Raw genomic sequence first — 12,314 nt, forward strand, 5'->3', positions numbered from 1 at the left:
ATTATAGGATGCTGGGTGTGAGGCGTAGTTGTGTCAGCTGGTCACAGTGGGAGCACTGTATTGTCGTTGGGAAGGCAGTAGGGATATGTCGTTGATGTTTTTATTGCAGGTGCCGTGGACCCCAGGACTATACGTGTTCCTCTTGGGCGGCAGCTTCGGTGGTGTAGAAGGGGAAGAGGGGGGGGAAGGGGGGGGGACGCAGCATTCCCCGGAATGCTGCGCGAGAGGCGGGCACGAGATTAACGGCCCTGGTGCCCGCCTCCTCGTCCCTCAGCGGCGGCTCTGCCCGCGGCTGAGCGCGAAAGGCGCGGGGTGAACTGTACGGAGACGGCACACCCCGCGCTTTTCCGTGCGTTTAGTGCGCCGCCTCGTTCCAGTTCGTGCCCGTGCCGGCGGAAACCTCGAGCGGCACCAGCAGCGAGATCGCCCCATCCATTTCCTGCTTGACGATCCCGCGCACCTCGTCGAGCTCGCCCGCGGCAACCTCGACGACCAACTCGTCGTGCACCTGGAGCAGCACTCGCGACTGGTAGCCCGCGAGCGCCCTGTCGACGCGGACCATCGCAACCTTAATGATGTCCGCAGCCGTCCCCTGGATCGGCGCGTTGAGCGCCGCGCGCTCCGCGTTCTCGCGCGCGACGCGGTTATCGCTGTTCAGCTCAGGCAGGTAGCGGCGGCGGCCGAACAGGGTCGAGGTGTAGCCGTCGCGCCGCGCCTGCTCGACCACCTCCTCCAGGTAGCGCTTCACACCGCCGAAGCGTTCGAAGTAGCTCTCCATGATCTGCTTCGCTTCGCCCGCGGAGATGCCCAGCTGGTTCGACAGCCCGTAGGCCGAAAGCCCGTACACCAGGCCGTAGCTCATCGCCTTCACGCGGCGGCGTAACTCGGGCGTGACCTGGTCGATCGGCACATCGAAGACGCGCGAGCCCACGAAGTTGTGGAGGTCCTCCCCCGCCTTGTACGCCTCGATAAGGCCCTCGTCGCGCGACAGGTGCGCCATCACGCGCATTTCAATCTGCGAGTAGTCGGCCGTCAGCAGGCATTCGTAGCCCTCGCCGACCCTGAAAGCGGAGCGGATTTCGCGGCCCGCGTCTGTTCGCACCGGGATGTTTTGCAGGTTCGGGTCCGCGGAGCTGAGCCTGCCTGTCGACGCCACCGTCTGCTTGAACGTCGTGTGGATCCGGCCGTCGTCGCCGACCGCCTTGATGAGGCCCTCGATGGTGGACTTCATCTTTTGGTACTCGCGGTGCAGCAGCAGGTAGTCAAGGAACTCGTGCGGGTGCTTCTCCGCCAGCGCCTCGATTTCCGACGCCGCCGTCGAGTACCCCGTCTTCGTCTTCTTCGTCTTCGGCAGCTCGAGCTTGTCAAAGAGCACCACGGAGAGCTGCTTCGGGCTGGACAGGTTGAGCTCGGGCTCGTCGACAAGCTCGCGCGCCTTCTCCTCCACCTGGGTGACCTTGTCGGCGAAGTCCTTGCGCTGCGCCTCGAGCACGTCGCGGTCCACGGCGATGCCGGTGTGCTCCATCTCGGCGAGGATTGGCACCAGCGGGAGTTCCAGGTCCGCGTAGAGTTCGTATTCGTCGATGTCGCGCAGCTGCGCGGTGAGTTCCTCGGCGAGTTCGAGAACGGCCGCGGCGGCGTCGATAAGCGAGGTGTCCTCGAGCAAGCTCAACTGGTCCCCACCCACGGTGAGCTGGCGCTGCAGGTGACGCTGGTAGACGTCCTCGAGGCCGTACGTGCGCTGGCCGGGACGCAGGAGGTAGGCCGCGATCGCCGTGTCGTGCGCGATGCCGCGTAGCTCGATCTCGCGCCCGCGCAGCATGTGGTACGCGCCCTTCGCGTCGTGGAGGTACTTCGGGTCCTCCGACTCCAGCCAGGCCTTGAGCGCCGCGTCCTCGGCCGGGGAAAGGTCTGCGGTATCGCGCTGAATGCCGCGCCGTTGCTTATCCACGATCCCCAGCCCCGTCACATCACCACCCGCCGGCACCGCGGAACCAGCCAGGTACACGGCGAGGCCGTCCCCGCGTCGGGCCTCGAGCCAGGAGTCCAGCGGCTCGTCCGCAATCTCGACGTCCGCGAGCTCCACCGGCGCCTGTTGCTCAGCCGCATCGCCCTCGGTCGGCACGGCATTGAGCACGCGCTCGCGCAGGTTGGCACCGAACTCCAGGTCGTCGAAAGCCTTGGCAACCTCCCCCACGTCCGCGGTCTTCAGCGCTAGCTCGTCCGGGCCGACCGGCAGCTCGACGTCCGTGACCATTTGGGTGAGCTCGCGGTTGAGCTGCACCTGCTCGATGCGTTCGCGGAAGTTGTTCCCCGCCACGCCCTTGATCTCATCGGCGTGGGCGATGAGCTCCGCGAGCGAGCCATACTTCACGATCCACTTCGTCGCGGTCTTCTCGCCCACCTTCGGCACGCTCGGCAGGTTGTCCGACGGGTCTCCGCGCAGCGCCGCGTAGTCCGGGTACTGCTCAGGCGTGAGGCCGTACTTGTTCTCCACCTCTTCCGGGGTGAACCGGGTGAGCGTGGAGACGCCGCGGGTTGGGTAGAGCACGGTCGTGTGGGCGTCGACAAGCTGCAAATAGTCCCGGTCACCGGTGACGATGACGATTTCGTAGTCGCCGCGCGCCTGCGTCACCAGCGTGGCGACGATGTCGTCGGCCTCGAAGTTCTCCTTGGACAGTGTGACGATGCCGAGCGTGTGTAGCACGTCCTCGATGATCGGGACCTGCCCCTTGAACTCCGGCGGCGCCGACTCGCGCTGCGCCTTGTACTCCGGGAAGCGCTCCGTGCGGAACGTCTTGCGGCCGACGTCGAAAGCTACCGCAACGTGCGTCGGTGCCTCGTCGGCGAGGATGTTGGCGAACATGGAGAGGAAGCCGTACACCGCGTTCGTGTGCTGCCCGCCCGTGGTGGAGAAGTTCTCCGCCGGCAGGGCGTAGAAGGCGCGGAAGGCCATGGAGTGGCCGTCGATGAGCAGGAGGCGTTTTTGATCAGTCACGGTGCACCAGTCTAGCGACCGCCCACGCCACGCAATTTCCAGATCCTCGCGCGCATCCGCTACACTTTTCCGCGAGCCCCAGTAGCCCAATTGGCAGAGGCAACGGATTCAAAACCCGTCCAGTGTGAGTTCGAGTCTCACCTGGGGCACGAATAGCAAGGTCACAGCCGAAGAGATATCCTAGAGGGTCTCACCACTCACCATTTACTCACCACCATGAGGGCAAGCGGAGCCGCGGCGGGGGTGGCGGCGCAATAACGGAGAGCAGTGAAAACGTACCGGGAAGACCGTGGACGTTAACCGGATGATTCCGACTAGACTCAACTCAAATCACCTACAGGACACGGGAGGTACGATTACCCCCATCCTGGGGTAGGCGGGGGTAACCGAAGGTTGTAGATGACCCCATCTTCCGCCCTACACAACCCCGTTGAACTGCACAATTCCTAAAACCGTCATGCCCCCGGATCCACATCCCATTGGGGGGCTGCTGCCCTCCAAACGGCCACTGATTCTAGCCGGACCTACCTGTCGAGTTGCGGGGTGAGGTCCATATCGAGGTGGTCGAGGACCGCGTTGACTGCGCCTTTCCCAAGCATCCAAAGGGCTAACCCGATGAAGATCGAGCCGGTACCCATGTCAACGAAGTGACCATACCGGGCCAGCAATCGAGAAAAGTCATCCACCGACAGCGCAAACCCGGCTGACATCACAAAGCCTACGGCCACGAGGGCGAGAGGATGACCACAATCCATTCCGATCTGCGCGACATCGGGCCCAGGTACTGCTACTGCAGCTGCGAACACGCCGATTAACGCGAGAGAAACGCAGAATGTCGTCACACGATCACTGCAAAGCCATGAGCGCGACCAGGAGCAGGAACAAGTTGTTGACAAGGTGCAAAATCAGCCCAGCCCACAGGGATTTGTGGCGTCTTGTCACCAGTGCGCAGCCCAAGCCGAACAGTGTCGCGTAGAGGATCACCGATGGGAAGACGTGAGCAAGACCGAAAGTCAAGGAGCTCAGCAGCACACTCAGGACTGCGGGCTCTACGGTGTCGAAATAGCTCATGAGCAGGCGCCTGAAGACGAGCTCTTCGAAGAAGGGGCCGAGAAGCACCTAGGTCGCAAGCGCGAGGAGTATGCCCAGGCCGTCCTCGAGTGGCGGATTTGAAGTCTCATTGTCCAACCCGAGTAAAGATCCGAAGAAGCCAGCGCCAATGGATGCGAGCAACATGATGCACGGCACTTCCCACATCAGATGCCTACCGTCGCCGCGCAGAGGATGAAATCCCAGCGCAATCCCTCGACGCTTCATATACAGAACGAGCGCCGCTGTCGCGAGTGCAATGCTCAATCCAACAGCGACAGGAAATAGGGCCAGAAGTCGGTTGTCTCCAACACCCAATTCACGCAATGCAAGCAGCACTCCGAGCGGGACAGCGACCAACGCAGCCGTCAACAAGAGACCGATGAGTGCGTCTCGCAGTTGAATGTTTTGCCCAGTGCTGTCAATGATCCTAGTCGAACCTCCTAGGCTGCTTCCGATATTGCCAGTCATTCCACTGCAGATACTTGGCTGGACTCAAAGACAGCTCCAAGAACACCGCGCTTTGGCTGCGCCGCATCAACAGGCCCTGTGTCACACTGTAGCTCTGTGAAGGTATTTCCCATCAACGACGGCAATTGGATGACACCGCATAGCGCCGGGGACACCCATCTTCTCCAGCCGACCTATTACGTGTTCTTTTGGGCCAGCGATGCGGACTGGGAAGACGTGCACATCCGTGAGGGTTTCAAGCTCATTGGCGCCAAGGATGTCGTAGAGGCGATCAGCTGGGAGCAGCAGCATGCGAACGGCCGCATGGCAGCGACGTTGCTTCCTGTGTCTCAAAAGATGGATACCGGCAGACACTACCGTGAGCTCTACCTTGTGCACGGAACGTATCCGCAGGAGTCTGAGCGCCCAAGCGAACCCGATTTCGCTTGGGAGATGTTCACACCAGACCCCGAACCCGAATCCAACTAAACACGCCGCGTGGCAGCACGGGCGCTACGCGGCGTGTGCTCCGCTGCGCGAGCCGAACGCGTCCCACGTCAACCAGCGCCAGGCCTTTTCTAAAGGGCCCTGCCCGAATGCCCGCAACCAGACGGTGCTGATCACCGCTTGCGCAATGAGCATCACGATCACGACCAGCCAGGCCGTGACAAAGTCGGCGTCGCTCGCGTTGTCCTGCGCTGGAGGAATGCCCAGCAGCGGCCGAGCGGCGAGGATGATGAAGGTCGCGCCGATGTAGTTCGTCAGCGCCATGCGGCCAAGGGGCGCGAATACGGCTGCGAGTGCGTCACGCAGCGGGGTTCGAAGCATTACCAGTACGAGCGCTACCCATGTCGCAGCGAGAATGAAACCCGCGACAGAAGAAAGCGGGGTGAACCCTGCGCGAGCACGATCCTGGTATTGGAGGAACCCGGTGACCAAGGTCAGGGGTACCAACAGCAGGAGTGCGAGCGCGGCGGGCCGGGGGTTGATATCCAAGCGTTGCGGAAGGCCCCATTCGGCGGCTGCGAACCCGAGCAGCAGCAGCCCCGGAATGAGCAGCGTCCCGCCGAAGTAGACGCCGATGAGTGTGAGTATGACACCGAGCACTGTCGCGATTGGTCGCCTTCTCGTCTCGGGGAGGAATGTCAGCGGCAGCAGGAAGATCAAGCTAGAGAATGCGTAGTGCATCAGTGCCTCGCCCGGGTGCACCAGCGCGTGCAGGAATCCAAGGATGAGCAGTGGGATGAGTCGGCGCAGCAGCACGACCCACTCGCGGCGCTGCCTACGCCGTGCAGAACGCACGATCATTGCGAACCCGATGCCGAAGAGGAAGGTGAATACCGGGAAGAAGCGCTCATGCGCGAGGAGGTTGCGCAATGTCCACGCGATGGAGTCTTGCGTTGATGCGGGAAACATCATCCACAATTGGGTGATGTTGACAAAGGCGATGCCACACAAAGCGATGCCACGGATGACATCGAGTGAGAGCAGTCGTTCCTGTGCAGGCGTGGCGGTGGTGATAGTCAACGGAGGCATAAGCTGCGTGGTCCTTTCTTGAGGGTGTCCGATTCTTTGTGTGCGGGGGTTTGGTTTACAGGTAGTCCGCGAATCGGTCGGGATATGCCACGGCTAGTTGGTTGATGGCTTGTTTCCACCCGGTAGCTTTCGCTCCTTCAATATAGCCGTTGCATTCGATGTCGCGTTTTGCTTTCTTCGCTCGCTGGGCAGCGCGCTTGTCCTCGATGTTGCAGATCATCAGCCACAGCGTTTTCAGCGCCGCAGTATCGTTCGGGAACTGCCCGCGGTTACGGGTAGCTTTACGCAATTCAGCGTTGAGCGATTCGATCGAATTAGTGGTGTAGAGCACCCTGCGTGCCGCAGGCGGGAACTGCAGAAACGGCACGAACCGCTCCCAGGCGTCGCGCCAGACTTTGACCGATTGCGGGTAGCGGCGACCTAGCTCAGAGGCTTCGAACGCGTCCAAGGCGGCACGGGCGGTGTCCTCGTTGGCGGCCGTGTAGACCTCACGTAGCGCACGGGAGACACCTTTGCGGTCCTGATAGGACACCCACCGGTTCGCAGCTCGAATCAGGTGCACGATGCAGGTCTGCACCATGGAATTCGGCCAGGTTGCCTCTACTGCTTCCGGCAGGCCTTTAAGCCCGTCGCAGCACACGATGAACACGTCCTGGACGCCACGGTTGGCCAGATCTGCGCACACTGATGCCCAGAATGCGGCGCCTTCATTGTCAGCGATCCACAATCCCAGGATGTGCTTGATGCCGTCGATGTCGACACCGATCGCCATATAGCAGGCCTTATTGACCACGCGGTGGCCATCGCGGATTTTCACGCGTAGCGCGTCGAGGAAGATCACTGGGTAGAACTCGTCGAGCTGGCGGTTTTGCCAGATCATGACCTCGTCTAACACCGCATCGGTAATGGTGCTGATCGTATCCGGGCTCATATCCACCCCCAGGGTGGTCGCGAGGTGATGCTGAATATCGCGCACTGTCATCCCACCGGCGTATAGCGAGATAATCATGTCGTCTAGCTCGGTGAGCCGACGGGAGCCTTTGGGCACCATCTTTGGCGCAAACGTGCCGGCACGATCCCTCGGCATGGTCACTTCCACCGCGCCGTAGCCAGAATTAACGGTCTTGGTGTACGACCCATTGCGGTGATTGCTCTCCTGTGCGGTTTCCACCCGGGCCTTCGCCTTACGGTCGGCATGGCCGTAGCCCAAATGTGCATCCATCTCCGCCTGCAGACCAGCGTTAATCGACGCCTGCAACAGACCTTTGACCAGGTCGCTTGCATCATCAGCAGAGGTCGACAGCTCGCTAATCAGGCTGGCCAGCTCAGGATTTTCCATCAGCTTCTCGCTGATCTCGTTGACCCTCGCCGGGTCATGGCCTTTCTTCGGTGACACCGTAGTCATTATCGGTGAAACTCCTTCAGATCAAAGCCTCACACACAAACTTCCTGACACCCTCCATCACGGTTTTGAGCCCCTTTGAACGACGGACCTCTACAGAGCCATCTCCGTTGCGCCCAATGATTTCGATTTCACCGCGTTCAATATCTTGCAACTTTCCGCTCGTCAGGTAGTAAGGCGTGAATCCTTTGGATTTTGAACCGACTGCTTTTGCGAAGCCCTTCTCCACGCGTTTCATCAAACTCGGTGGAGTTAGGCCCCAAATCATTTCGGTGCCGTCGGGTTTGACGGGGAAACGGAAACACAGCCGTCCGGAGCTAGGACCGATTCTCGTGGTACATCATCTGCTAATGGAGCACTTGTCCCCACAATTCGTCCATCGCTTTCCGATACGTAGATAGCATAAAATTGGTCTGGCCGACTTCCACGTTTTGAAGTCATCTCGAACCTGCGCAGGCTGTTCCACCGCACTTTTTCCGACGAATCGACTTTGAGAACCAGGGGCTCAATTTTCGACGACCCAAATTGGACAACATAGATATACTCATCCGTCCGTGTGAACTGATTCGACCTAATCGCTCCAGTTGGGTTAATGAGCGAACTCACCATCTGAATCCGCGCTTCCGGGAACGTCTGTTCCAGCAGCATCCCCAGGCGCAGGTACTCCTTCTCGTCAATGGTGACAATGAGCACCGAGTCCTCTGGGTTGAGCAACTCCTTGGCGATCTCCAGACGCTTCTCCATCATCGACAGCCACTTGGAGTGCTTGTACTGATCGTCGCCGTCAACGTAGTCGTTGTTGTACTTCCAGTCCTTATCCCTCGTGTTGTACGGCGGGTCAATGTAGATGCAATCCACCTTGTGGCGGTGGGTGTAGGTAAGCAGGTTTAGAGCATGGAGATTCTCGGAGTTAATGACCGTGTGGAACGGTGCTTCCGGGTCGTCGGAGTTAATCACCTCGCCGGTCTGCACAAGACCCGGGTAGATCACGTCATCGTGTTGCGCGACCACGACGAGGTCTTCGACTAGCACCCCGTCACGCAACTGCGCTACGGCACCCTCAGCGGGCTTCGTTTCGACCGCCGTTGCGGAAGGCCCGCCTTCTGCCTTGCGGTCAATCTTGGCGACCGTCCAGAGAGTTATGTCGCCTGCCTGCTTTGAACCCCTCGGCGGCAAGATGTGTACCGTGTCGCCGCGTCGGACTGGGCGCGTTGGCAGTTCGACGGCGTCCGGCAAATGGCGTTCGAAGACTAAGCCGAAGGAACGTTGGTTCTGCGAATGGCGAATCTCGCGTTCGAGCTCCGCAGCGAGCTTCGGGTCGAGGCCGCGGGCCTGTTGGAGCAAGTCAGTTAAGCGTGACATGGGGTCCTCTCTTTTGCTGGAATAAGCGTATCGAACCGTCTCGGAAAACGAGCCGAGTGCCGGGGCGGGCTTGCTTCTTAGCCTGGCAGAGCCGACGAAATGTTCGAAGGAAAACGAGTGAAGTCGCGGCGGCTACTGCGCGAGGCATGTAGGTTTCACAACGAACTATGATTGAACTGGTCTGAATGCTGAGGGCTAAGGAGGCACATTTGGATCAAGTCGCAGTCGCCCGTGAGTTCATTACCGTTACCGTGGGCGGAGATGGCGTTGACATCCCGAAATCTATTTTTCTTCGCCTTTTCGAGCAGTCTTTCAAGAAGTATTCCGCCCCCTACAGAGACGCGATTGACAAGGGGCGAATCTCGCTTTCCCAAATGCAAGAGCTTGCGCACAAGGCCGAGATTCCCTGGTGCCTCTTCTTCGCACCCGAAGAATTCGTTATTGAGCAGGTCCGCCATAAAGCCCAAGAGCTGAGAAAGGGCGTTCCCCGCCGAGGCTCGATCAGCATTGGGACAAGAGGCTCCGTCGATGTGAGCGAAGTTGACTTGATTGTCATGGATCTGATGCGCAAGCAGGCGAAATTGCGCGAATACGGAGACAAAGCCCCTGACAACGAAGTTCTAGGGCTGCTCCAAAGACGCAGTGGTCTCAGTACGGATGAACAGGCTCAACTTCTAGCGGACAAATTAGAGTTTTCTTACTCCGAATTTCAGCAGTGCAAGGACCCTAGTGAAGCCCTCGACTACTTCATCAACAAATTAGCGGCAAATAACGTGTTGGTTTCTCAAGGAGTTGAGGAGCAGTACATGCCCCAGTACACACGCGAAATTGTGTGCAGCGGTGTGACGATTAAGGACAAATGCTACCCCTACATCTACTTGACTCGGGGAAGCCATGACGATCACCAGGAAGTTCCTGGACGGAAAATTTTCACATTGGCTCTGCTCACTGTGCTCGTAGCTCAAAAACAATTCTCGGTCGTGGAATGGAACGACGGTAATCCAGAGAGCTTCGAAATTGAGTCAGAAGAAATCTTGCCCTACGACATCGCAGCCGCTTTTCTGATGCCACGCGACTACTTGAACCCGGAAAATCTGGACACTCTGGATGGAGTGAGAGCCGCCGCCAAGGGTTTTCAGGTGACCCCGAGTGCGTTGGTTGTCCGATGTGTGAGAGCACAGCTCATGCCGTGGGATCGTGCTACAGACTTCCTCCATCAACTGCGCCGAGAGTTCCAAAGCGCCCCCAAATCTCCAGGTTGGGGCCAGCACAAGCCCGAGAATGCGATAGCGAAGTACGCGAACCACGAATTCGTTCGTCGCATGTTCGATGCTCTGGATGCAGGAAAGCTATCGGAGAGTGAATTTCGGCTGGTTGTAACTCACAACAAGATGGACAAGAACAAATTGTCTGACCTCCGGGGAGCCGTGCAGTGACGTTCCTGCAAACCCGATACATCATTGACACGAATGTGCTAAACAAGATCGATGTAAACGAACGGTCAACCCAGTTCTTTAAGACCAGATGCTCACTCCCAGATGCCGTACTCGATGAAGCCTCCGGTTTCCCAGACATCGAGGAGCTGCGAAAACTGAGGTATCCAACTACAGCCCCGCTTCTCCAGCTACTGATGGAAGTGATGGCAACAATTGAGCTCAAGGATAAGCGAGTAGTCAATCTCTGGAAAAACAAGGGTGCTGCCGATCCGGTTCTAACCGCAGTGGCACTTCATGCCCGCGCGCAAGAAAAAGATCGCATGCTGGAAATTGAATGGGTGATCGTTACCGACGACAGAGCCGTTCGCAACCTTGCGGAAAAACATGAAGTAGAAGTTTTGTCCGGTGACCAATTTCAGGAGATCCTGCGTAGACAAATGTGAGTCACTTCGAGCTCATAACGTCCCACTCTTAGCAGGTGCTCAGCACCTCTGAGTCATGCCCAACGTGGCTTTTATGCTCAACTGTAGGCCTCGCGGCACGGCAGCTCCTGATCCAATGACCAACTTTTGTACGGCTCTCTAAACGGATGGCACCGAGTTTACACTCTTTTGCGAACGGCGGAGATTTTTATCAGTCGCAGCGGTAGGAAGAGTGGGTTTACATGACGGCGACCGTTTCGGTTTCCGCTGCGTGGGGACTACTTTCGGGGTGCCGGCTAAAATGTGCCTAGAGCTAAACAGAGCAAGCCGTGGAGCTAAGCCCGGAACTGGGCCGCGTTGGTGGTGATCACAGAGTTTTCCGCTCCTCAGAGAGATTTCCTTGACTCGGATAAAATTTTCTGTACCTCCAGATATGTTTGAGGGAATTTTAGGCGCGACACAGACGTTGTAGGCAGTGTTAAAGTTACCCGGACAAAAAATCGTTGTTAAGGGTGTCGGCCTACCTAAGTTGAATATGATTATTTGAAAAGCTGTTGTTTGCACCCGGAAGGAGTGATCTCGTGACCACTATCCCACCCCTTCAACCTGGTCGCCCTTTGACGCCTGCCGGCGACGCCGCGACCGCTTTACGTCTCGCCTGTTCAGATGCGGCGGATGACGTAGCACTGCCTGTTGACCCATTGCAGGTTGCCCGAGTGTACGGTGTGCCAGTATTTGGGTATAACCTTCCTTCTGATCTTTCCGGTTACCTGGACTGGGACGAAAAGGGGGCATTCATCGTCGTAAACAACAACCACAATGTTGAGCGTCAGCGTTTCACTGTCGCCCATGAGATGGGCCACTTTTACGACACCCATCGGCGTTCTCTTTCTCGGAAGAAGAAAGACCGAGCTCGTCTCGCAGGTGAAGGAACCGACATCGAGGAGATTTACGCAAACAGGTTTGCCGCAGCTTTACTCATGCCTGCGGATGCCGTGAAGAAAAAGTTTCAGTTTACCCAGGACGTTGGGGTATTGGCACGTCTATTCCAGGTATCCAAGCAAGCAATGTCGATCCGTTTGAGCAACCTGGGACTTGTTGCGTGACGGAAGCGGGAACGTCAACCGATAGCTCCTCCGCCGTTGCTGCTCAGCCTCAAATTGACGACCACGAGGTCGAGCAAGAGGGGGCATCCAGCATTGATGCTTTAGATTTTCCTACCCAGCCTCAGAGGGTTTGGTGGAAAGAGATCTTTCGCTTCCGGCACCGCAGGAAGGACCCATCGAGGGAAGAACTGGAAAATGGCAGGTACGAATCAGACACTCGCAATCGAAACATCTACGCGTGGGTTTTACTTGGCATTCTTATCGCCCAGCTAATTGCGGCTCACTATCTGATCTACCGGTCAGCCACAGGCTCTCACGATCCGTCGAAAGATGGCTTTTACCTCTCGGACCAAGTGCTCATGGCATACATGGGTTCGGTTGTGGTCGAGGTAATTGGTCTAGTCTACGGCATTGTTCGGGGCATCTTCCCGAACAGCGATCAATGACGAATGGAAATCCAAACCTACATCACATAGACGCGAGCATTTAATACACTCAAATTAACCTTTCCGA

The 12,314-nt window shown here is 58.1% G+C and carries 13 protein-coding genes and 1 tRNA gene; 6 read left to right on the plus strand and 8 right to left on the minus strand.

What is annotated here, in order from left to right; all coding sequences use genetic code 11:
* Positions 1-355: 355 nt before the first annotated feature.
* Entirely contained in the window at positions 356-2,998 is a 2,643-nt protein-coding gene (polA, locus tag FPH17_RS02685) for a DNA polymerase I (protein WP_154878603.1), read from the minus strand.
* 75 nt (positions 2,999-3,073) lie between these two features.
* On the opposite strand from polA, the gene FPH17_RS02690 reads away from it, so the two are divergent.
* A tRNA-Leu gene (locus FPH17_RS02690) sits at positions 3,074-3,147 on the plus strand.
* 375 nt (positions 3,148-3,522) lie between these two features.
* Here FPH17_RS02690 and FPH17_RS11995 read toward each other — a convergent pair.
* The 3 genes from FPH17_RS11995 to FPH17_RS02705 form a co-directional block, all read right to left on the minus strand.
* The gene (locus FPH17_RS11995) at positions 3,523-3,726 is read right to left on the minus strand and encodes a hypothetical protein (RefSeq protein WP_208722070.1); all 204 of its coding nucleotides are present in this window, start codon (positions 3,724-3,726) and stop codon (positions 3,523-3,525) included.
* A gap of 118 nt (positions 3,727-3,844) precedes the next feature.
* On the minus strand, positions 3,845-4,117 hold the full coding sequence (locus FPH17_RS02700; protein WP_167496759.1) for a CPBP family intramembrane glutamic endopeptidase: 273 nt from the start codon (positions 4,115-4,117) through the stop codon (positions 3,845-3,847).
* Positions 4,118-4,558: a hypothetical protein gene (locus FPH17_RS02705; protein ID WP_154878606.1), complete on the minus strand. Its 441-nt coding sequence runs from the start codon at positions 4,556-4,558 to the stop codon at positions 4,118-4,120.
* Between the two features lie 96 nt (positions 4,559-4,654).
* Here FPH17_RS02705 and FPH17_RS02710 point away from each other — a divergent pair, with 96 nt between their 5' ends.
* The gene (locus FPH17_RS02710) at positions 4,655-5,026 is read left to right on the plus strand and encodes a hypothetical protein (RefSeq protein WP_154878607.1); all 372 of its coding nucleotides are present in this window, start codon (positions 4,655-4,657) and stop codon (positions 5,024-5,026) included.
* A 24-nt stretch (positions 5,027-5,050) separates the two neighbouring features.
* Here the strand turns inward: FPH17_RS02710 and FPH17_RS02715 are convergent, their stop codons facing one another.
* Genes FPH17_RS02715 through FPH17_RS02730 form a run of 4 tightly spaced genes read right to left on the minus strand, consistent with a single transcriptional unit; the run spans position 5,051 to position 8,837 of the window.
* Positions 5,051-6,073 (minus strand): DUF418 domain-containing protein, encoded by a 1,023-nt coding sequence (locus FPH17_RS02715; RefSeq protein WP_154878608.1) that lies wholly within the window; start codon positions 6,071-6,073, stop codon positions 5,051-5,053.
* A 55-nt stretch (positions 6,074-6,128) separates the two neighbouring features.
* Complete coding sequence (locus FPH17_RS02720; protein WP_154878609.1) at positions 6,129-7,478, minus strand: IS256 family transposase; 1,350 nt, start codon at positions 7,476-7,478, stop codon at positions 6,129-6,131.
* A gap of 16 nt (positions 7,479-7,494) precedes the next feature.
* Positions 7,495-7,713 carry a hypothetical protein gene (locus tag FPH17_RS02725; RefSeq protein WP_167496760.1) on the minus strand — a complete coding sequence of 73 codons (219 nt, stop codon included), beginning with the start codon at positions 7,711-7,713 and terminating at the stop codon, positions 7,495-7,497.
* Between the two features lie 26 nt (positions 7,714-7,739).
* Complete coding sequence (locus tag FPH17_RS02730; protein WP_154878611.1) at positions 7,740-8,837, minus strand: DNA methyltransferase; 1,098 nt, start codon at positions 8,835-8,837, stop codon at positions 7,740-7,742.
* Positions 8,838-9,046: 209 nt separating this feature from the next.
* Between FPH17_RS02730 and FPH17_RS02735 the strand changes: the two genes are divergently transcribed.
* From FPH17_RS02735 to FPH17_RS02750, 4 genes are all read left to right on the plus strand, one after another.
* Positions 9,047-10,273 carry an ImmA/IrrE family metallo-endopeptidase gene (locus tag FPH17_RS02735; RefSeq protein ID WP_154878612.1) on the plus strand — a complete coding sequence of 409 codons (1,227 nt, stop codon included), beginning with the start codon at positions 9,047-9,049 and terminating at the stop codon, positions 10,271-10,273.
* On the plus strand, positions 10,270-10,716 hold the full coding sequence (locus tag FPH17_RS02740; RefSeq protein WP_154878613.1) for a PIN domain-containing protein: 447 nt from the start codon (positions 10,270-10,272) through the stop codon (positions 10,714-10,716). The genes FPH17_RS02735 and FPH17_RS02740 overlap by 4 nt, the downstream gene beginning before the upstream one ends.
* A gap of 560 nt (positions 10,717-11,276) precedes the next feature.
* Complete coding sequence (locus tag FPH17_RS02745) at positions 11,277-11,801, plus strand: ImmA/IrrE family metallo-endopeptidase (RefSeq protein WP_167496761.1); 525 nt, start codon at positions 11,277-11,279, stop codon at positions 11,799-11,801.
* Positions 11,798-12,247 (plus strand): hypothetical protein, encoded by a 450-nt coding sequence (locus tag FPH17_RS02750; RefSeq protein WP_154878615.1) that lies wholly within the window; start codon positions 11,798-11,800, stop codon positions 12,245-12,247. Before FPH17_RS02745 ends, FPH17_RS02750 begins: the two co-directional genes overlap by 4 nt.
* Positions 12,248-12,314: the final 67 nt, after the last annotated feature.

The organism is Corynebacterium gottingense, assembly GCF_007559235.1.
Lineage (GTDB): Bacteria > Actinomycetota > Actinomycetes > Mycobacteriales > Mycobacteriaceae > Corynebacterium > Corynebacterium gottingense.